This window comes from Sphingobium sp. SCG-1 (genome assembly GCF_002953135.1).
Classification (GTDB): domain Bacteria; phylum Pseudomonadota; class Alphaproteobacteria; order Sphingomonadales; family Sphingomonadaceae; genus Sphingobium.
In genome coordinates, this window is record NZ_CP026372.1 from 1,304,989 (window position 1) to 1,326,586 (window position 21,598).

16 protein-coding genes and 1 pseudogene are annotated in these 21,598 nt (G+C 58.9%); 10 read left to right on the forward strand and 7 right to left on the reverse strand.

Going from position 1 to position 21,598, the window contains the following annotated elements; translation table 11 throughout:
• Positions 1 to 19: 19 nt before the first annotated feature.
• Positions 20 to 1,243 carry a polyhydroxyalkanoate depolymerase gene (locus C1T17_RS05835; RefSeq protein WP_104952637.1) on the reverse strand — a complete coding sequence of 408 codons (1,224 nt, stop codon included), beginning with the start codon at positions 1,241 to 1,243 and terminating at the stop codon, positions 20 to 22.
• A gap of 302 nt (positions 1,244 to 1,545) precedes the next feature.
• Here C1T17_RS05835 and C1T17_RS05840 point away from each other — a divergent pair.
• From C1T17_RS05840 to C1T17_RS05855, 4 genes and pseudogenes are all read left to right on the forward strand, one after another.
• Positions 1,546 to 3,272: pseudogene (locus C1T17_RS05840) on the forward strand (ABC transporter transmembrane domain-containing protein).
• 68 nt (positions 3,273 to 3,340) lie between these two features.
• Complete coding sequence (locus tag C1T17_RS05845) at positions 3,341 to 3,799, forward strand: RidA family protein (RefSeq protein ID WP_104952638.1); 459 nt, start codon at positions 3,341 to 3,343, stop codon at positions 3,797 to 3,799.
• A 96-nt stretch (positions 3,800 to 3,895) separates the two neighbouring features.
• Positions 3,896 to 4,327, forward strand: coding sequence for an OsmC family protein (locus tag C1T17_RS05850; RefSeq protein ID WP_104952639.1), 432 nt, complete (start codon positions 3,896 to 3,898; stop codon positions 4,325 to 4,327).
• A gap of 50 nt (positions 4,328 to 4,377) precedes the next feature.
• Complete coding sequence (locus C1T17_RS05855) at positions 4,378 to 5,382, forward strand: LLM class flavin-dependent oxidoreductase (RefSeq protein ID WP_104955028.1); 1,005 nt, start codon at positions 4,378 to 4,380, stop codon at positions 5,380 to 5,382.
• Between the two features lie 3 nt (positions 5,383 to 5,385).
• Here the strand turns inward: C1T17_RS05855 and C1T17_RS05860 are convergent, their stop codons facing one another.
• The 3 genes from C1T17_RS05860 to groES form a co-directional block, all read right to left on the reverse strand.
• On the reverse strand, positions 5,386 to 6,507 hold the full coding sequence (locus C1T17_RS05860) for an acyltransferase family protein (RefSeq protein ID WP_104952640.1): 1,122 nt from the start codon (positions 6,505 to 6,507) through the stop codon (positions 5,386 to 5,388).
• Positions 6,508 to 6,903: 396 nt separating this feature from the next.
• Positions 6,904 to 8,559: a chaperonin GroEL gene (gene groL, locus C1T17_RS05865; RefSeq protein ID WP_104952641.1), complete on the reverse strand. Its 1,656-nt coding sequence runs from the start codon at positions 8,557 to 8,559 to the stop codon at positions 6,904 to 6,906.
• Positions 8,560 to 8,608: 49 nt separating this feature from the next.
• Entirely contained in the window at positions 8,609 to 8,896 is a 288-nt protein-coding gene (groES, locus tag C1T17_RS05870; RefSeq protein WP_104952642.1) for a co-chaperone GroES, read from the reverse strand.
• 482 nt (positions 8,897 to 9,378) lie between these two features.
• On the opposite strand from groES, the gene C1T17_RS05875 reads away from it, so the two are divergent.
• Entirely contained in the window at positions 9,379 to 10,122 is a 744-nt protein-coding gene (locus C1T17_RS05875) for a TetR/AcrR family transcriptional regulator (protein WP_104952643.1), read from the forward strand.
• 229 nt (positions 10,123 to 10,351) lie between these two features.
• Here the strand turns inward: C1T17_RS05875 and C1T17_RS05880 are convergent, their stop codons facing one another.
• The 3 genes from C1T17_RS05880 to C1T17_RS05890 form a co-directional block, all read right to left on the reverse strand.
• Positions 10,352 to 11,341, reverse strand: coding sequence for a family 43 glycosylhydrolase (locus C1T17_RS05880; RefSeq protein ID WP_104955029.1), 990 nt, complete (start codon positions 11,339 to 11,341; stop codon positions 10,352 to 10,354).
• A 63-nt stretch (positions 11,342 to 11,404) separates the two neighbouring features.
• Entirely contained in the window at positions 11,405 to 12,430 is a 1,026-nt protein-coding gene (locus tag C1T17_RS05885) for a glycosyl hydrolase family 43 (RefSeq protein WP_411269230.1), read from the reverse strand.
• Positions 12,431 to 12,507: 77 nt separating this feature from the next.
• Positions 12,508 to 13,452: a Gfo/Idh/MocA family protein gene (locus C1T17_RS05890; protein ID WP_104952645.1), complete on the reverse strand. Its 945-nt coding sequence runs from the start codon at positions 13,450 to 13,452 to the stop codon at positions 12,508 to 12,510.
• 258 nt (positions 13,453 to 13,710) lie between these two features.
• Between C1T17_RS05890 and C1T17_RS05895 the strand changes: the two genes are divergently transcribed.
• From C1T17_RS05895 to C1T17_RS05915, 5 genes are all read left to right on the forward strand, one after another.
• Positions 13,711 to 15,438, forward strand: coding sequence for an IlvD/Edd family dehydratase (locus C1T17_RS05895; RefSeq protein ID WP_411269212.1), 1,728 nt, complete (start codon positions 13,711 to 13,713; stop codon positions 15,436 to 15,438).
• Positions 15,438 to 16,286, forward strand: a complete 849-nt coding sequence (locus C1T17_RS05900; RefSeq protein ID WP_411269213.1) for an SMP-30/gluconolactonase/LRE family protein — start codon at positions 15,438 to 15,440, stop codon at positions 16,284 to 16,286. The genes C1T17_RS05895 and C1T17_RS05900 overlap by 1 nt, the downstream gene beginning before the upstream one ends.
• Positions 16,287 to 16,300: 14 nt before the next feature.
• A complete protein-coding gene (locus C1T17_RS05905; RefSeq protein WP_104952647.1) occupies positions 16,301 to 17,449 on the forward strand; it encodes an aldose epimerase family protein in 1,149 nt (382 codons plus the stop codon).
• 17 nt (positions 17,450 to 17,466) lie between these two features.
• A complete protein-coding gene (locus C1T17_RS05910; protein ID WP_104952648.1) occupies positions 17,467 to 18,600 on the forward strand; it encodes a cellulase family glycosylhydrolase in 1,134 nt (377 codons plus the stop codon).
• Between the two features lie 145 nt (positions 18,601 to 18,745).
• Complete coding sequence (locus C1T17_RS05915; RefSeq protein WP_104952649.1) at positions 18,746 to 21,562, forward strand: TonB-dependent receptor; 2,817 nt, start codon at positions 18,746 to 18,748, stop codon at positions 21,560 to 21,562.
• Positions 21,563 to 21,598 lie beyond the last annotated feature (36 nt).

Sequence of the window (21,598 nt, forward strand, 5' to 3'; positions counted from 1 at the left end):
GGGTCGCCGACCGACAAGTTCAATTGTTGTGCGCGCGAATCCAGTCTTCTACGATCGGCGCGATCTTCATTCGCCACTTGCTGCCATTGAAGATGCCGTAATGGCCAGCGCCTTCGGCCATGTAATATTTCTTGTGTTCGTCAGGCAGGTTGGTTGCAATCGTCAGCGCGGCCTTGGTCTGACCCAGGCCTGAGATGTCGTCCCGCTCGCCCTCAATCGCCAACAGGCCGATGTCGGTGATCGCGGCAGGATCGACCCGCACGTCGCGATGCATCAACTCGCCCTTCGGCAGGCTGTGCTTCTGGAACACTTCGCTGACGGTTTGCAGGTAGAATTCGGCGGTCATATCGCAGACCGAGCGATACTCCTCGTAGAACTTCTTCGTCGCGTCTGCGCTTTCCTCGTCGCCATCGACCAGATGCTTGAACATTTCCCAATGGCTCATCAAGTGATCGCCAAGATTCATGGTCATGAACCCGGCAAGCTGCATGAAGCCGGGATAGACGCGGCGGCCATTGCCCGGATAATTGAACGGAACCGTCGCGACAACATTCTGCTCGAACCAGGTAAGCGGCCGCTCGGTGGCCAGCGTGTTGACAGCAGTGGGGGCTTCACGCGTGTCGATCGGACCACCCATCATGGTGAGGGTGCGCGGCTTGGCGGGATGGTTGCTCGCCGACATCAGCGCCGCAGCAGCGTAACTCGGCACCGATGGCTGGCAAACAGCAAGCATATGTGCACCGGGACCGATATGCTCCAGCCATTCGATCAGATAATCGATGTAGTCGTCCAGGTCGAAGCCGCCCTCAGACGTGGGCACATTGCGGGCATCACGCCAGTCCGTGATCCACACGTCATGCCCAGGCAGCATCCGTTGTACTGTACCACGCAGCAGGGTTGCATAGTGGCCGGACATCGGCGCGACGATCAGCAGCTTTGGATCATTTTCGCTCGCTCCCTCGCGGAGGAAGTGGCGCAACTGGCCGAATGGCTTACGCGCTTCGATAACCTCCGTGACTGGCGTCGAGCGCCCATCGATGGTCGTCTCGGGAAGATCGAATGCAGGTTTGCCGCGCGTTGCCGAGGCGTGCGCGAACACGTCCAGCGCGGAAGCGAGAATGGGGCCGGCTCCGAAGTAGGAGAAGGGGTTGGCGGGGTTGCTGAGTATCTCTGCACCCGCATTGGCGATGGCGCTTGCCCCTGCCAGCAGGCTGCGTTGAAACTCATATGCGTTATAAAGCATGGCTACCCGATGTCCTTCGTTAATGGGGCCGTTACGATAATACCGACCAAAGCCTTTTCTGTTTCGCACAGCAACATAAATTAATCGATTTCATAATTCGGTTAACCCGATCTGATGTTCGATTTGAGGTACGCGGGCGTGTCGCCATGCTCACGGCGATTGCGATTGAGTGGCTTCTAACGGCCTGCTAAGTCGCAGCGATGAGTAGGGACAGCAGGCAAGACACGGCCTCCAGCGGCGCAACTGCGCAATCGGCAAACGAGGAGAGCGCTCCGCGGACCAGCAAACTCGCAAGCCTTGGAATGCTATGGCATTTTGCCAGGAATTATCCCGGTAGGCTGGCTGCTGCAATGATAGCGCTCGTCTGCGCAGCGTCTGCTACTCTAGCGATTCCTAGTGGCTTCCGGCTTGTGATTGATCGTGGATTCGGGGCCAGCGGCGGCGGGGGGATATCGGGCGGTGGTTCCAGTATCTGCTGCTGATTGTCGTCATCCTGGGTATTTCGACGGCTTGCCGTTTTTATTTCGTCTCCTGGATCGGCGAGCGGGTGGTGGCCGATGTTCGTACCGCAGTGCAGCGCAATCTGCTGCGCATGGCGCCCCGATTCTTTGAGGAGAATCGTCCTTCGGAAATCTCCTCGCGTATGACATCGGACACTGCCGTTATTGAGCAGGTCGTCGGCGCGACCGTTTCCGTGGCGTTGCGCAATCTCGTGATGGGCGTGCTCGGCGTCGGCTATATGATCGTGCTCGCGCCTAAGCTTGCTGGCATGATGCTGTTGGGCATTCCACTGGTCATCCTGCCGATCGTGTTCATGGGTCGCCGGGTGCGGGTTCTCTCTCGCAGCAGTCAGGATCGACTGGCCGATATCGGCAGCATCACGTCCGAAGTTCTAAGTGCGATGCGGATCGTGCAGTCCTTCGGTCAGCAAGAGCGCGAGGCCGCCCGTTTTTCGGCTGCGGTCGAGAGCGGCTTCCAGACGGCCCGTCGCCGCATTCGCCTGCGGGCCATCATGACCGGTGTCGTCATCAGCCTGATCTTCGGTGCGGTTACGCTTATTATGTGGCAGGGCGCGATCGATGTCGCGAGTGGCAAGCTGTCGGGTGGGAGCATTGCTGCTTTCGTGCTGACGAGCGGGATTGTCGCAGGGGCTTTCGGTTCGCTCACCGAGACTTGGGGCGACTTGCTCCGGGGCGCGGGCGCGGCGGAGCGACTGAACGAACTGATGACCGCAGTGCCGGAAATTGCTGCGCCTGTGTTTGCGCAGCCCATTCCCGATAGGACGCAGGCGACGCTGGCGTTCCAGAACGTCACCTTCCGCTATCCGACCAGGCCCGACATGAGCGCCCTGGATGATTTCACGCTGGTCGTGGAGCCGGGTGAGACTGTGGCGGTGGTCGGGCCGTCCGGCGCAGGCAAGTCGACGCTCATCCAGCTCGCGCAACGTTTCTACGATCCGCAAGGCGGCCACGTAACTTTGAACAGGGTCGACATGAGGGATGCCGATCCGGCGGACGTCCGCGCCATGATGGCGCTGGTGCCGCAGGAAAGTGTGATCTTTGCCGCATCGGCACGCGACAATCTGCGCTATGGCAATTGGGACGCCAGTGATGAACGCATTTGGGAGGCAGCACGTGCGGCCCATGCCGACGAGTTCCTGCGCAGCCTGCCGCAGGGTCTCGACAGCTTCATGGGCGAGGCGGGAACGCGCCTGTCGGGCGGGCAGCGGCAGCGCATGGCGATTGCCCGCGCGCTGCTGCGCGACGCGCCGATCCTGTTACTGGACGAAGCTACATCTGCATTGGACGCGCAGTCGGAGAGACTGGTGCAGGATGCGCTCGACACCTTGATGCACGGCCGCACCACAATCGTGATCGCGCATCGCCTTGCGACCATTCGAGCGGCGGACCGTATCGTCGTGATGGACCACGGCCGGATCGTTGAGCAGGGAAGCCATGCGACGCTCAATGCGCAGGGCGGGCTGTATGCGAAACTGGCGCGCTTGCAATTCCATGATGAGGCGGCCTGACCACTAGTCATTGCATCGGAGTGCAGGGCCAGGCACTTTGCCTCCTAGCGCAACGACGGGGGACGCCGATGAAGAAGTGGTTCAAGCTAACGGCAATGATAGCGATGACGGTAACTCCCGGTCTCGCGGCGACACAGTCCGAGCCAGCCAAGGCCGGCGTTACGGGGTTGGGCGCTCAAGTAGCGGGTCGCCCGTTCACGCCCGCCGTACGCGCCGGCGACACGCTTTACCTTTCGGGACAGCTTGGAACCGCGGCGGACGGCGCATTACCAGCGGATTTCGAGACGCAGGCGCGCAATGTGATGGTCAATGTGGGCAAGGCGGCGTCGCTAGGCGGCGCGACCATGGACGATCTCGTGAAGTGTACCGTGATGTTGAGCGACATGAAGCTGTGGCCCAAATTCAATGAGATATACGCGACCTATTTCAAGGCGGATCGTTTGCCCGCCCGAAGCGCCTTTGGCACGAACGGTCTTGCTCTGGGGGCATTGGTCGAAGTGGAATGCATTGCGTACAAACCGCAATGAAGCGGAACATCTGGCGTATACTCTTTCCGCCACGTAAGCCGTTTGTCGCATTGGCGCGGTAAGGCGTCTGCATCCGATCAATTGAGGAGATTCATCATGGCGATCAAAAGAAGTGCGTCGGCAGTCTGGAGCGGCGGCCTGAAAGACGGCAAGGGTGCTATCTCCACCGAGAGCGGTGCATTGGACGCCCGTCCCTATGGTTTTGCGATGCGCTTCGAGGGCGTGAAAGGTACCAATCCCGAAGAACTGATCGGCGCGGCGCACGCGGGATGCTTCACCATGGCGCTCTCTTTGATTTTGGGCGAGGCCGGGCTGACGGCCGAAAAGATGGAGACGAAGGCGGTCGTAACGCTGGAGCAAAGCGACGGCGGTTTTTCGATTCCAGCCATCGCCCTGACGCTGACGGCGAAGATCCCCGGCACGGATGACGAGACGTTCCAGGATCTGGCGGCCAAGGCGAAGGCGAACTGCCCGGTTTCCAAGCTGCTGAAAGCGGACATTACGCTCGACGCGACACTGGAAGACTGATCTTTGAATTAGGGTAGTGAAATGCAACCGATCATGCCTATATGATCGGTATGACCAAGCTTTCCCTTCTCGACCTTGTTCCTGTAACGGAGGGCAGCGACGTCGCCACTGCTCTGGCGAACGCTGCCGACTACGCCCGCACCGCGGAAACGCTGGGCTATCAGCGATACTGGACTGCCGAACATCATGGCATGCCCGGTATCGCTTCGGCGGCGACCTCGGTTGTGCTGGCTGCGATCGGGGCGGCGACGTCTACCATCCGCATCGGGGCGGGCGGGATCATGCTTCCCAACCATGCGCCGCTGGCCATTGCCGAGCAATTCGGCACATTGGAAGCGCTGTATCCGGGTCGTGTGGATCTCGGCTTCGGGCGTGCACCGGGGTCGGATCAGCGGGTGGCACAGGCGATGCGGCGCAACCTTGCAGGCGGCGCTGACCAGTTCCCGCGCGATGTGATGGAAGTGCAAGCCTATTTCGCGGGCGACGATCGCCTGGGCTTCACCGCCACCCCCGGCGCGGGGGCAAATGTGCCGCTATGGATATTGGGGTCGAGCCTGTACGGCGCGCAGCTCGCGGCGGCACTCGGCCTGCCTTACGCCTTCGCTTCGCACTTTGCACCTGATGCGCTGGACAGTGCGCTGGCGATTTATCGTCGTGATTTCCGCCCGTCCGCGCAACTCGACAAGCCCTATGCGATGGCTGGCTTTAACATTTTTGCGGCGGACACGCGTGAGGACGCAAAACTGCTGGCGACGTCCATGATGCAGACGGTCGTGGCATTACGGACCGGCACGCCCGGAAGAATGCCGCCGCCGATCAGCGGATATTACGAGTCACTTCCGCCCCAACTGCAATCAATGGTGAACAACTTCCTGTCCTGTTCGGCCATCGGAACGCACGACGATGTGGCGCGCGATCTGTCGGCCTTTGTCGAGCGGACGCAGGTTGACGAGGTGATGGTGACGGGGGCCACTTTCGATCCCAACGCACGCAAGCGTTCCATCACGATCGCCATGGAGGCGGCACAGAGCCTCGGCCTGGCCAAGGCGGCGTAAGCGTTAGACCGTAACGGCTGTTTGCGCCTTCCGTCCTTGCTTGGGCGGGACAGCGAGTCTTCCGCCGCTCAGGATGTGCGCCGTCGTCGGGGAGATCGCCATGATGATGTGGGCTAAAGCGATCGATGCTCCAAGGACCAGAAGCGGCTGAACCATCAGGAAAGTAGGATAGAGTGGCGATCCGACCGGGCCGATCCATTCACCAAGCAGCGGCCCGCCGATCCAGATCAGTGTTACATGGCAGCAAAAGAGAAAGAACGCATAAGGCTCCAGCGCCAGTAGCGCACTTCGGGCGCGCGATGTGGCGAGGGCACTGGCGACCTTCCAGAAGAACAAAGCGGCGGCGACGCGCGTGAGAAGATCGAGCGCTGCCATGGCCTGCCCATGTGTCGTGATGAATGGTGCCGGGGGTAGCGATAGCGCGATCTTCACCGGTACGAGCAGCAGGAACGGTGCAAATGCCATGACTGCGGGGAGCGTAGAAGCGCGCTCCGCCAGCGACAGCCGCCGGGCGACCATGCCGAACAGAAAGAAGAACAAGATTAGAGGGCGGAGAAGCAGCGGTTGCGGCCATTCCCCGATCGTCAGTATCGCGACGCTCGCCGCAATAAGCGCCATGCCCTTCACCGGTATTCGAACTAACAGCGGCGCAGCCAACATGCAGACGAAGAGGTCGCGCAGGAACGGCATTTGGACGTTGATGTCGGGCGGCCTAGTGAGGGCCAAAAGTTCTTCGGCGAGCCAACCAATCGATTGCGGCTGTGGAGCCAGGATCAAGCCCGCATAAGCAGCGCCAGAGACGCAGATGATCGCGATGGCATTCCACAGCACCATTGGCAGCAATATGGTGCGTGCCTTGCCAGCTATGAAGCTGTGCCATTCTTGCGTGCGTCGCGATCCTGCGACGAGATAGCCGGAGATCATGCCAAGCAGCGGCACTGCGCTCTTTCCCAGACCCTCCATCAGCGTCCAGCGGAAGATTTCCTGACCGCTACCGACGAGTTGCGCCAGTTCCTCGCCAGTGCGTCCGGTCCAGGCATGAACATAGACGACGCCGAGTATGCAGATCACGCGCGCTATGGCGATGGCGTCATTGCGGGCGGGGGATCGTGACGTGATCGGCAAGCTGTGGTTCCGGCGTAAACTAACAGAGGTAATGAACCTGCGTAACGATCGTTCCCGCTCTTGTCAGGCTTTGGTAGTCGAAGCGGGGGATCGGCGGGGTCGCTTGTGCAACGGTGCGGATGAAAGCGGTGCGCAGGGAGAGGATGTCCCGTCTTGCATTGGCCTCCTGCTTAGCAGGCGCATGGGAAGCAACTAATCCTTCACCATCATGCTGAACGTGCTTCAAAATTCACCGGCGAAAGGCGCAGTGCGCACTGATGAAATGGATGCTGAAACCAATTCAGGACGATGAGGCGCGTGACAGACACGCCCGCAAGTCTAAGGCCAGCTCCAAAGGAAAAGGGCCGGAAGATCGCTCTTCCGGCCCCAATTCGTAGCGTAAATGTAGAGCGGGACTTAGAAGTCCATACCGCCCATGCCACCCATACCGCCCATGCCACCGGGCATGCCGCCAGCGCCGGCCTTGTCGTCGGCAGGCGAGTCGGAGATTGCGGCTTCGGTGGTGATCAGCAGGCCGGCAACCGAAGCTGCGTCCTGCAGAGCCGTGCGGACGACCTTGGTAGGATCGATAACGCCAGCCGCGACCAGGTTCTCATACGTGTCGGTCGACGCGTTGTAGCCACGGGTCTCGTCGTTTTCGCGGAGCAGATTGCCAGCAACGACAGCGCCATCGACGCCTGCATTCTGTGCGATCTGCTTTACGGGAGCGACGATCGCTTTGCGGATGATGTCGATACCGCGCGTCTGGTCGTCATTCGCGCCCTTGAGGCCTTCGAGAGCCTTGGTGGCGTACAGCAGAGCCGTACCGCCGCCGGGAACGATGCCTTCTTCAACGGCAGCGCGGGTCGCATGGAGAGCGTCGTCGACGCGATCCTTGCGCTCCTTGACTTCCACTTCGGTCGAACCGCCAACCTTGATCACGGCGACGCCGCCAGCAAGCTTTGCGAGACGCTCTTGCAGCTTTTCCTTGTCGTAGTCGCTGGTCGTGTTCTCGATCTGCGCACGGATGGCTTCCACGCGGCCCTTGATCGCATCGGCATCGCCGGCGCCATCAACGATGGTGGTGTTGTCCTTGTCGATCGTAACGCGCTTGGCGGTGCCCAGCATGCCGATGGTGACGTTCTCAAGCTTGATGCCGAGGTCTTCGGAAATCATCTCGCCCTTCGTCAGGATCGCGATGTCTTCCAGCATCGCCTTGCGACGATCGCCGAAACCAGGCGCCTTGACCGCAGCGACCTTCAGGCCGCCACGCAGCTTGTTGACGACCAGAGTCGCCAGCGCTTCGCCTTCGATGTCTTCGGCGATGATGAGGAGCGGACGGCCCGACTGAACGACAGCTTCCAGGATCGGAAGGATCGCCTGCAGGTTCGACAGCTTCTTTTCGTGGATCAGGATGTAAGGGTCCTGAAGCTCGACGAGCATCTTTTCCGGGTTGGTGATGAAGTAAGGCGACAGGTAGCCGCGGTCGAACTGCATGCCTTCCACGACGTCCAGTTCGAAGTCGAGGCCCTTGGCTTCTTCAACGGTGATGACGCCTTCCTTGCCGACCTTTTCCATCGCTTCGGCAATCTTCTCGCCGACGATGGTGTCGCCGTTGGCCGAGATGATGCCGACCTGCGCGACTTCGGCCGAACCGGAGACGGGCTTGGAACGGGCCTTGAGGTCTTCGACAACCTTGGTCACGGCGAGATCGATGCCGCGCTTCAGATCCATCGGGTTGATGCCGGCCGCGACCGACTTCATGCCCTCGCGAACGATGGCCTGCGCCAATACGGTTGCGGTGGTGGTGCCGTCACCGGCAACGTCGTTGGTCTTCGAAGCAACTTCGCGAACCATCTGCGCGCCCATGTTCTCGAACTTGTCCTTCAGTTCGATTTCCTTGGCGACGGTAACGCCGTCCTTGGTGATGCGGGGAGCGCCGAAGCTCTTGTCGATGACAACGTTACGGCCTTTGGGACCGAGCGTGACCTTGACCGCGTCGGCCAGGATGTCGACACCGCGCAGAATGCGCTCACGCGCGTCGCGGGAGAATTTTACGTCTTTTGCAGCCATGAGATATACCTCTTGCTATGTATTGGAGTGGGAATTCAGGGGCGGCTGATTAGCCGACGATGCCCAGAATATCGCTTTCCTTCATGATGATGAGGTCTTCGCCCTCAACCTTCACTTCGGTGCCCGACCATTTGCCGAACAGGATCTTGTCGCCAGCCTTGACGTCGAGTGGCGTAACTTTGCCATCTTCGGCCTTCGTGCCGGAACCAACGGAGACGACTTCGCCTTCCTGTGGCTTTTCCTTGGCAGTGTCTGGAATGATGATGCCGCCAGCAGTCTTTGCTTCGGCTTCGATGCGACGGACCAGAACGCGGTCATGCAACGGACGGAATGCCATATATTTGCCTTTCCCTTCATGAGGGAACGCGCGACAGCGGCCCGGATGCGAGCGAACATGAAAGCCATGCTCAATACCCCCATCTCAAAGTGCCGACTCTCTCCCGCTCCCGTGAACTTGTGTTTGTTAGCACTCTCCGGTGAAGAGTGCCAGCGCCAGATATGGCGCTCTGCCTCTGCCGGTCAAGGGGAGATACAAGAAAAATGTGACAGTCCGGCGTTATGATCGGTCAAGCTGGAAGTCGTTAGGTAATGATTTGGACAGTTCAGCCAATCACATAAGTGCAGCTCACGTCGAAACCTCCGAATTGGCGGACAGCGCTCTGGTTTGTTCGGTGAAGACCAGAGGAAAGGACAGTATGGCAGAAGAAATGAGACGCCGTTCGTGCGTGGATTGTGACTTAGTCGACGGCCACAGAAGGGTTGTCGATCGTGAAGCGACACACTATCGCCTGTTTTCAACGCATATGTGGGGAATGTGCAATGGCGACAGCGGCGAATGACGAAGGCAAGAGGCGACGATCGGTCGTAACTGCCGCAACGCGCATCAAGATCATGGAGGCTGCCGAACGCCTCTTTGCCGACCGGGGTATAGACGGCGTCGCGTTGCGGGAAATCGCCGCCGCTGCGGGTCAGGGCAATAACACTGCTGTCCAATATCATTTCGGCACCAAGGAGCGGCTGGTCTACGACATCTTCGATTATCGCACCAATATGTTCGAGCCGCTGCGCCAGAAGATGCTCGACCAAGCCGAGCAAGCGGGACAGTTGAAGAACGCCCGTGTCCTTCTGGAAGTGATGTGCCTGCCGCATCTCAGCATCGCAGACGAGAATGGCGGCCACCCCTATTCGGCCTTCCTGGCGCAGTATCTCACTCGTTCACGGGCGGAGGGAATCAGGCATCCCTACGACGATCCGAAGGTTCCCGTGCCTGCGCTCCGCCGCGTAAGGCGGCTGATCGTGGAGCGCGTAAGCTATGTTCCGCCGGAGGTGCTGCGTCTGCGCGTCGGCCTGTGCAAGCTGATGTTCCTCAACATGCTGATGCGGCGCGACAGCGGTTTTCCTCTCCCCGATCAGGATATTGCTTTGCATTCGCTGGTCGATGACACACTGGAACAGATGTCGGCGGCGTTGACAGCGCCGTACCATGATAATGGCCTGAAGCTTTTCGAAAACCTCGCCCTGCCTAAGATCAGTGAAGGGCCAGAAGTGCTTGATGGAATTTAACGGCGCGAAGAGGATCCGCGCGTCTCGGCCGATGTCAGCTTGAGGCGCAGCATTATTTTGCGCGTGTGTTCGAGGATCGACGCCCAATTCGAAGGCGCATCTTATTTCGGAGTTTTGTGAAGGCTCATTCGGAGGGCGAGGAGCCGTTATCGATGGCGGACTGCAAAGCGTAATGGCCCGTTTATCGGCTTCGAGTCGATGGTGGCAGCAATGGAAAGAGGCAGGGGTCTCAACGCTTCCGCAGGGGTGCAGGAATGCGAAGCGCGGAGGACGCTGGAACAGGGAAAAGGGGTTGCCCTTTGGCGGACCATTCGATCCGCTGAATGCGCGGAGAGCGCTGCGACGTACATTTCATGTCCGGGGCAGGGTTGGCGTGATAGACGATCCACGTTTCACGTCCATCCGGCGCGGTGAAGAAGCCATTGTGCCCCGGCGCATAGACGCCTTGGTCAGGTGCCTTGGCCATCACCGGCTTCGGCGCCTTGATCCAGGCAGCGGGATCAAGGGGATCGCTGCCGGGTCGTGCGCTGAGTAGCCCGATGGCGTAATCGTCCGACCAGCAGGCGCTGGCGGAATAGCTGAGGAATAGATCTCCTTTGGGTCCGATCAGAAATTCCGGACCTTCAAGGATCTGACGTCCTCCGCGACGTTCCCAATCCAGATCGGGGCGAGCGATGATGCTTTCCCTGCCGACCAGCGTCCACGGGTTAGCCATCTCCACAATCGCCAGGACGCTGTCAGGTCCGACGTAGGGCGAATAGACAAAATACCGTTTGCCCCGATAAGCGAAGGTTGTGCCATCGATACCAGTATGGGCCGTCTCCAGACGACCGCGATCGATCCATTTACCCTGCGTCGGATCGCGGCTGACATTCTCCAGCACGAAAACGCCGCGATGCGCGTCATCGTCGTGCCCGGCCTCGGCCGCCGTGTAGTAGATGTACCATGCCTTCCCGATCCGATGGAGTTCGGGCGCCCATATCGATTGTGCGTTGAGGCCCGTTGCTGGTGGCGTCCACACAGTCGTCTCAGCGGCGTCCGACAGGCGCGAGAGATCCTTCGTTTTGCGGATGGCAATGCGATTGCCAAGCGTGTTCATGTAAAAATAGGTGTCGCCGCTGCGCACGATCCAGGGATCTGGCCCAGAGGGCAGGAGCGGGTTGGTGAAAGTCGCCGCGGATTTGTCGTTCCGGGCCGGCAACGGCGACACGAGCATCATACCAAGGCCCGTCGCCACGGCGAAGGCGACTTTCAATGGGAAGAACTTCAAGGCCATCCTCGCTTAATTCGCGGCGAAAGCAGCAACGATGGCGTCATATTGCGCACGGGAGATGCCGATCATCGACCCGTGACGCACGCCGGGAGGCATCTCAAAACGATTCCACTCAGGAACGCCACTGTTGCCTGATACCTGAAACCATGGACCTTCAAGTCGTGGTGCCATCGACAGGCCGTAGCTCGTGCCAGCATATTGCTCGTAGTACAGCATCCAGTCCTTGCCATTGGGCGCGCGGATGATCGTCGGCGCCTCGCGGAAATTCGGGCTGAGCGGCGGACCGGGCAGTGGATAGGGACCGAGCAGCTTGGCCGCGCAACTCATCCGTACCGTCTTGCCCGTCGTCCATTCGTAAGAGGGATAACGTTCGTCCTTGATGATCGCGCAATAGCCGCCTTTGTCGTTAGGCTGGATAATCGTGTCGATCGTTGCCATGTCCCATGCGAACAGGCGGCGGGGGCCGACCGGAAAACTCTTAAGATCCTTGGATTGTACATAAAGGGTTCGCTGACTGCCCCAGTATCGCTCGGGATCTTCCTTCGATCCCTCCAGGCTCGGCGTATGCCACGTCAGCAGGAACTGGCCGGACGGCTTGTCGAAGAACAGTTTCGGCGCACCGATGCGCTGGAGCGTAGTGGGATAGCCGGGAATGCCCTTCAAATTGGGCTGATAAGTGCCGTAGGGCGTCCAGCGTATCAGATCGTCCGACACCCAGAAGCGGATCAAAGGATCGTCGTCACCCTTGTTGCCGACCAGATAATAACGTCCGTCTCCGCCCTGCGCGACAGAGGCATGACCATGGTAGTCAGCAGAAACCGGCTTTCCGCCGTTAACTTCTTTCCAGTGCAGGCCATCCAGACTGACGGAATAGAAGAGGACGCCATATTTCGCTTTGGTCATGTGCAAGAACAAATAGGCCTTGGACGGATCGACATAGGGCGTGACCGGTCCGCCCGGAGCTACCTGCGCTGTTACGCTGGAGCCTCCAAGGGCGCCTATCGTCAGGGCCAATGCCAATCCGGCTCGCGCCATGGATTTCCTCAAGACCATCAATCCTCTCCAGATAACAATTAAGCTATAAATATGATATTTACGAGATGTCTAGCTGCTTAGAAGGCGAATGCGGGCGCTTGTCCTCGATGCGTTACGAGGAACACATCGGCTACCAGTTGCAGCGGGCGGAGATCGACATCACTTCGCTGTGTGCGGACAAGTGTTGCGAATTGCGCATAAAGCCTGGGATACTCTCCTGCCTCCTCACGCAATAACTGCTCCACATCGTTCAGGAACAGGCGCTTGCCCCCTTCGGTGAGCCGAACAGTGCCTGAGTCTGTCACGATCTCCATGGTCCAGATCTGCTCCCCGGTTTTCAGGAAATCCAGATGAAGCATGACCGGGGCATCGCGACCCAGGCGCATTACGATGCGGGCGGATATCGGCGACGCGCGATTTGCGGGAACCATGATAGTGCCGGACTCCACGATGAGATCGTCCGGCAGGATCGCAGTTGCAATCGACAGCGCATTGATGCCGGGATCGAACACGCCGAAACCCCCGGAATCAAGAATCCAGTCCTGGCCGGGGTGCCAGACGCGGATGTCCTCGCACCATTCGATCGTGGCTCCAGAGATGGTGCGGTTCGCCAGGCAAGATCGCGCTGCATCTACGCCTGCGGCTTCACGAGAGTGCCAACTGGCGAATAAAGTGACTCCACGCGCTTTGGCCGCGTGCTGCAATGCCAAGACCTCAGCCACTGTCGCGCCGGGAGGCTTCTCGATCATCACGTGCTTGCCAGCCATGATCGCCGCCAGTGCGATGCGGTCGCGCCCGCCAGGCGGAGTGCAGATCGAAACAGCGTCGAGCGGCGGCCCGGCGGTCAGCATGTCCTCAACACTGTCAAAATTCGGAACGCCTTCCAGTGTCGCGTGTCGGCTTGCCGCAGCCACCAGGGTAAATTCGGGGGAGGCAGCGATAGCGGGCAAATGCTGATCGCGTGCAATCTTGCCGATGCCGACAATGCCGAGCCGGATAGGCACCGCCTGGTCACCGCTCATACGGAGGCCCTTATACGTGCCATCTTACTCGATCTACGCATCTTCGCACCTTCCATTTTCTTTTATCCGATAAATAGGCTTTCTATAGGTCATTCTCTGCGCTATCAATCTTAAAAGAAGCCGAACATTTGACGGCGGGCAGAAGGAGGGGAGCATGATCGGCCATATTGTGACGCAGGGCGGAGGGTATCGCTTGTGAGTGATGCTCCTTCAAAACTCCGATCGCGCGCATGGTTCGATAACACCGAAAATCCCGACATGACGGCGCTCTATATCGAGCGTTATCTGAACTACGGTTTGAGCCTGGAGGAGCTCCAATCCAACCGTCCCATCATTGGTATCGCTCAATCGGGATCAGATCTCGTGCCGTGCAACCGCCATCATATTGTATTGGCGGATCGTGTTCGGGATGGCATCCGCGAAGCGGGGGGTATTCCCATCGAATTTCCCACGCATCCCCTACAGGAAACCGGCAAGCGTCCGACCGCCGGACTCGACCGTAACCTTGCCTATCTATCTTTAGTCGAAGTGCTGTTCGGATATCCGCTTGATGGAGTGGTGTTGACGATCGGGTGCGATAAAACGACGCCTTCTGCACTGATGGCGGCGGCAACGGTGAACATTCCGGCCATTGCGTTGTCGGTCGGACCGATGCTGAACGGCTGGCACAAGGGCGAGCGCACCGGGTCGGGCACGATCGTGTGGAAAGCGCGTGAAATGCTTGCTGCCGGTGAGATCGACTATAAGGGCTTTATCGAACTTGTTGCCTCTTCGGCCCCATCGACGGGCTTCTGCAACACGATGGGCACTGCTACGACGATGAACTCGCTGACTGAGGCATTGGGCATGTCGCTGCCTGGCTCGGCCGCCATTCCCGCGCCATATCGTGATCGTCAGCAATGTGCATGGGAAACCGGCCGCCGGATCGTCGAAATGGTGCGGGCTGATCGCAAGCCTTCGGATATCCTCACGCGTCCGGCCTTCCTCAACGCGATCAAGGTGAACTCTGCGATCGGCGGGTCCACCAATGCGCCAATCCATCTGAACGCGATCGCGCGGCATGTCGGGGTCGATCTTACGCTGGCGGACTGGGAAGAAGCGGGCGCCGACGTGCCCTTGATCGTCAATCTGCAACCGGCCGGAGATTATTTAGGCGAGGATTATTATCGCGCAGGCGGCGTGCCGGCAGTGATGGGCATGCTGCTCAAGGCAGGGCTGATTGATGGTGATGCGATGGCATGTAACGGCAGGACGGTTGCCGAGAATGTCGGTGATAAGTCAACCGAGGATGTCGATGTCATACGCACTCTGGAGGAACCGCTTAAGCAGGCGGCGGGATTGTCGGTGTTTACCGGCAATATGTTCGACGGGGCGGTTATGAAACTGAGCGTCATTTCGGACGAGTTTCGCGCGCGTTACCTGCGCAACCCCGATGATCCGGATGCGTTCGAGGGTCGGGTCGTCGTCTTTGACGGACCGGAAGATTATCATCGTCGCATCGACGATCCTGATCTCGATATCGACGAAAGCACCGTGCTTATCATGCGCGGGGCAGGGCCAGTAGGCTATCCGGGCGGTGCGGAGGTCGTCAACATGCGACCGTCCGCTGCGCTCATCCGTGCCGGGGTTCATGCACTGCCGTGTATCGGCGATGGCAGGCAGTCGGGCACAAGCGGCTCGCCCTCGATCCTCAATGCCTCGCCCGAAGCGGCGGTGGGTGGGGGACTTGCCCTTGCGCAAACCGGCGACAAGATTCGCATTGATTTGCAAAAACGCCGTGTCGACCTGCTCGTGACAGATGAGGAGATGATGCGGCGAAGAGATGCGCTCGCCGCTCAAGAGCAAGAACTGGCACCGCCATCGCAGACGCCGTGGCAGGAAATTCAGCGCGCCCTGGTCGGCCAGTTCGACACGGGTGCCGTACTCGAAAGCGCCGTAAAATATCAGCGGATTGCACAAGCGGGTCTGCCCCGCGACAGTCACTGATGTTACTGCGCACGATCACGCGCGATCGCCGCGATCTGCTGGGCGAAGGCCTGATGTGGTCCGCACGCCAGAATGCGGTCTACTGGACCGATATTCTCGGGCAGCGCGTCAACCGACTGCTGCTCGATAGCGACCAAGTCGATAGCTGGAAGATGCCGGGGACGATCGGCTGGGTTGTCGAACGGGAGGATGCCCCTGGCTTCGTGGCCGGCCTGGATCGCCGGATCGTCACGCTGACGCTCGACCCGTTGACCATCGGGACTCTTGCCGATCCCGATCGTGCCGGCAACCGCATGAACGATGCCAAAGCGGATGCCGCCGGTCGCATCTGGTTCGGCACGATGTCGATGGATGGAGCGCAGCCTACTGGCGCTTTTTATCGTCTTGATGCTGATGGAGCAGTTGCTCGCGTGGATGATGGATACCGTATCGCCAACGGCCCAGCCATTTCGCCTGACGGGCGCACGCTATTCCACACCGACAGCGGCCTTCGCACCGTCTACCGTTTCGCGATCGGCAACGATGGATCTTTGGGCGACCGCGAAATATTCATTCGGTTTGAGGACGACTGGGGCGATCCTGACGGCATGACATTGGACGCTGACGGCGGGCTGTGGATCGCGTGTTGGGGGGCAGGCTGCGTGATGCGCTTTACGCCGGAGGGCCGACGGGACAGATCGATTACGCTTCCGACGTCGCAGGTCAGCAATTGTATTTTTGCCGGAGAGAGGCTCGACATGATGTTTGTGACTTCGGCGTCGGACGGCGTGAACGATTCCCAAGCTGGAGCGCTGTTCGAGGTCGATCCTGGCTGTATCGGAACGCCCACTCGGCGTTACCACGGATAAACGAGGAGAGCATGATGACACGAGGCAACAGCCTTGCCGTGGCAGCCAGTATGCTGGCGATGGCCCTGACCAACTCTGCGCTTGCAGGTGAAGCGAAGGAGACGAACTTTGGCACCTTGCCCGATGGGCGGTCGGTCGCAGCGGTGACGCTGACCAATGGGCATGGCGTTTCGGCTCGCATCATTGCGCTCGGAGCGTCGCTACAGTCCGTTATTCTGCCGGACCGTAACGGTAAGCCAGCCGACGTCGCGATCGGCTACGACACGCTGGACGGCTATGTTGCCAAGCCGGAATTTTTCGGCGCCACGGTCGGTCGCGTGGCCAATCGTGTCGCCGGCGGGCGCTTTACTTTTGATGGGCGAGTGTATCGGACCCCTGTGAACAATGGGCCTAATTCACTGCACGGCGGCACCAAGGGATTCGATAAAGTTCTGTGGGACGTGGTTGAGACGAAGAGCGGTTCCACTGCCTCAGTTACCCTGCGTTACATCAGTCCCGATGGCGATATGGGCTATCCTGGTACACTCACGACATTCGCCACCTATGCGCTGGACGACCTCGATCAGTTAACGATTGAATATCGGGCGACGACCGACAAGCCGACCCTCGTCAACATTTCCAATCACGCGTATTGGAACCTGGCAGGTGCCGGGTCGCCTGGGGGAGCGATGGGGCATGTCGTGACCATTCCGGCAGCGCGCTATACGCCAACCGACGCCGTTGCAATTCCGACCGGGGACTTGCCAAGCGTGACAGGCACGGTGTTCGATTTCCGCGAGCCTCATGCCGTGGGCGATCGGGTGCGCGATGGGCGCGACCGGCAGATCATCTATGGACGGGGCTACGATCATAATTGGGTTGTGGAGGACGCTGTGACGGCCAAGCCGCACCTTATGGCCAAGGTGGCGGAACCAGTGTCCGGACGCGGCTTCGAACTGTGGTCCAACCAGCCGGGCCTACAATTTTATTCGGGCAACTTCTTCGATGGAACGGTCGTCGGCAAAGGCGGGCAGATCTATCGCATGGGCGATGCCATTGTGATGGAGCCGCAACTGTTTCCGGACGCGCCAAACCAGCCCAATTTCCCATCTGCACGGCTCGATCCCGGCCAGACATATCGTAACGTCATCATCTACAAATTCACTACTGGCGCGAAGCGCTAGCTTCTCGGAGGAACATCATGACCAGATACGGTGCGCTGCTTCTTGGTACGGCGGCAATATTATCGATATCCACCCCGCTCGAAGCACGGGAGCGTTGGTCGGCGAAGGAGGCGAATTCATGGTATGAGCATCAGCCCTGGCTCGTGGGTTCGAATTACACGCCCGCGTCGGCGATCAATCAACTCGAGATGTGGCAGGCCGCAACTTGGGATCCGACACGCATCGACCATGAACTTGCACTGGCGCAGAGCATCGGCATGAACACGATGCGCGTGTTCCTCCACGATCAATTGTGGGAGCAGGATACGGAAGGATTCAAGCGCCGCATTGATGAGTTCCTGACCATCGCCGCCAAGCATAAGATCAAGCCATTGTTCGTGCTGTTCGACAGTTGCTGGGATCCCGTTCCGGTGCTGGGGCCGCAACACCCGCCGATACCGGGTGTGCACAACTCCGGCTGGGTTCAGTCGCCCGGTCTGCCGGGCCTGCGGGACAAGACGCGCTATCCGAAATATCGTGCCTATGTAGAGGGTGTAATCGGCGCGTTTGCCAAGGACGATCGCGTACTGGGATGGGACTTGTGGAACGAGCCTGACAATCCGGCCGATCAGTATAAGGATCAGGATGGCAAGGAACCTCTGGTTCGTGCGTTGCTGACACAGGTGTTTGACTGGGCGCGTGCGGCTGACCCAACCCAGCCGGTGACAAGCGGTGTCTGGTGGCACGATGACTGGGCGTCAAATGCGAAACTGACGCCAATGGAAAAGCTGCAACTTAGCCAATCCGATGTGATTTCCTTTCACGATTATGGATGGCCGGAGCAGTTCGAAGGCCGGATCAAGCAGCTCAAGCAATATGGCCGGCCGATCCTGTGCACCGAGTTTATGGCACGCGGCAATGGGTCAACGTTCGATGGATCACTCCCCATCGGCAAGCGCTACAATGTGGCCATGTTCAATTGGGGGTTTGTCGATGGTAAAACGCAGACCCGCCTGCCTTGGGATAGCTGGAAAAAGCCCTATGTTCTGGAAGAACCGACTATCTGGTTCCATGAGGTGTTTCGCGCAGATGGTACGCCCTATCGCAAAGCCGAGACGGCTTTAATCAAGCAATTGGCCACCACGCCCAAAATGGTAGTGCCGCAGCAATAATCGATAGCTAATGGGAAGGTCGCAGTGGCGGCCTTCCCAGCACTTTTTCTGTGGTATGACAAATAAGACTTGTCGTATCGTAACCATAGATGTAGGCGTCCTTAAGAGCTGGATGGCAAATCGGCAGATGTCTTGGAGGGGTAAAATGATTTCCAAATTTGGCGTAATGTCTTCCGTATCGCTACTGGCTGTGCTGGTTTCGACACCTGCTTTGGCAGCGGACGCGATGGCTCAGCAGGACCAGGAGCAAGCGGTTGCGCCGGTTCAGGCTCCTGAAAACGACTCCGCCGATATCATTGTGACTGGCTTTCGCGCCTCGCTTTCGAAGGCAGCGGATATCAAGCGTGAATCCCTCAACGTAGTCGACTCAATTGTCGCGGATGACATTGGCAAGCTGCCGGATCGTACCGTAGCTGCGGCGCTGCAACGCGTGCCAGGTGTGCAGGTCACAGTGGGCGATAACAATGAGATCGTGAACCCAATCGTGCGCGGTCTGCCAGATATTCTGACCACCCTTGATGGGCGTGAGATATTCACAGGCGTTGGTCGTGGCTTCAGCTATCAGGATCTCCCAGCGGAAGCACTGGCGGGCGCGGATGTCTACAAGTCGACATCGGCCGACCTGATCGAGGGAGGCGTGGCTGGCGTCATCAATTTGCGGCTACACAAACCGTTCGACTTCAAAGGCTTCACCTTGGCTGCCAATGTGCGCGGTGTTTACACGGCCAACACGGAGAAGGTGAATCCGCTCTTCGGCATGCTCGTGTCGAGCCGCTTCGATACGGGGCTGGGCGAGATGGGGCTTTTGGCCAACCTGTCCTATTCGCACAACCGGTTTGACCGCCCCGTTGCGTTCAATTGCGATTTCCGCAGTGGGACGCAGGGGCCGGCGGGTGCCGCCGGGATCATTGCACCCACTTGCGTCGGTGGCGTTCAGCAGGAGGGCGAATATGATCGGAAGCAGGCCAACGTCGCCTATCAGTGGAAAGCGGCGCTTGGCCTAGAAATTTACGTTAACGGTCTCTACACTGCATATCGTAACAAGTCTGCGAGCTACTTCCAGATTGACGACGTGTTCGGTGGCGCTTTCAGCAATGTCGTGCCGACTGATAAATGCCAAGATTACGTCGTCAACAATGCCGGTTTTTTCCCAGGAGTGCGTCGTGGTCCGAACGGGGCGGTTCTCACCAACCCCGATGGTTCGCCGCAATATGATACTTCCAATGGTTTACAGGTGCAAAACCTGTGCACGGTAAAATCCTTTACCTCGACCGGACATGGTGGCTTCACCAGCACGCAGGCACATTACGACCGGACGCGGGTGTACATCGTCTCGGGCGGTGCGAAGTATGACGCAGGCCCGCTTAGCCTGAGCACGGATATTTCGTATCAGCAGTCGCGGGTGCGTAATCAGAACTTCATTCTGGATATTTTCAAGGCCGGTAACGGCATCACTACCGATGTTGCTACGAACGTCGGCGGCGGTGTGGTCTACAACGATACACTGAACGGTCTCGGCGATCCCGCCAACTTTGCTCTGTCCCCGTTGAATCAGGACAACATCCGCGACCGTGGCAAGGAGTTCGCCGCGAAGGCAGATGGCGTTTATCGGCTCGATACCTTCATCGACAATATTCAGTTTGGCGTGCGTTACGCCAATCACACGGCGACGCACGAGCAGTCGCTTGGCGGCACCAACAGCGCGGGGGGTACGCTAATTACGAATGTACCGTTCCTTGGCGCTGATTTCCTGAGGCGTACTTCGGGTACGCCCAGCATCAACAATGGCGTAGGTGTCATCGTTCCCGATCAAGATGCACTGCGGGACCCCGCCATCCAGGACCAATTGCGCGCACTTTATGGCTTGAGTGCGGGCTTTCCTGATTACACTCCGGACCGTTCTTTTTCTGCGGGAGAGAAGACCTATTCTGCGTACCTACAGGCCGAATACAAAATTCCGGTTAGCGACACGATCATGCTGGATGGTCAGTTCGGTGGGCGCTTTACGCGTACCGAACGTCAGATCGCTGGCGCATCATTCGTAACCCCGGCGGCAACGCCTGCCGTGCCTAGGCCGTTGCCGGTGCTCACGCCGTTCAGCGCCGATACGACAGACGATAATTTCCTGCCGAGCGCGAGTGCTCGCTTGAAGTTCGATGGTGGATTGCAGGCCCGCTTCAATTACTCACGCGCCATTGCGAGGCCGAGTTTTGGAGACCTTAATCCGGGGCTTAGCTATTTGATCTCCACCAATAGCCTTATATTGCCGGCAGGATCAGGAGGTAATCCTAACCTTCGCCCGCAAAAGTCGGATAGCTATGATGCGACGCTGGAATATTACTTCTCGGGTAATGGCTTCATCGCGATCGGCGCATATTATAAAGACATTCAGGACCGTGTAATAAGCCAGAGCCAGGTCGAGACGATCGATGGCTTTGACTATAACATCACGCGTCCGCGCAACGTGGGTGCTGTTACACTCAAGGGCATAGAACTGAGTGCGCAAACATTCTTCGACTTCCTGCCTGGCGCATGGAGCGGGTTCGGCGTGTTCGGCAACTTCACTCTTGCAGATAGCCAAGTGAAGACTCCGGGCGATGCCCTCTTCGGGCAAGACATCCAGGGCGTATCCAAATACAACTACAATGTAGGCGGCCTTTATGACCGAAATGGGCTTACCGCTCGTGTGGTATATACCTATCGATCGGGTTATTATGACCAGAATTATGGCGGCACCAATGTGCGCCCCGCCGGCGAGACTCTGATCCTCAATCAGGTTCGCCCGAATGGACGTTTGGATGCCAGTATTGGATACGAAATTCGCAAAGGTGTCACCGTCTCCCTCGACGGCACTAACCTGACCCGCGCCAAATACCGTAGTTATTATGGTGACTCCGCACTGCCGCGCGACAAGCGGTTCGACGATGCCTCTTATTCGCTGGGCGTCGCTTTTCGCTTCTGATCGAATTCACGTTCCCCCTCGTCTGGTCGGCATCCG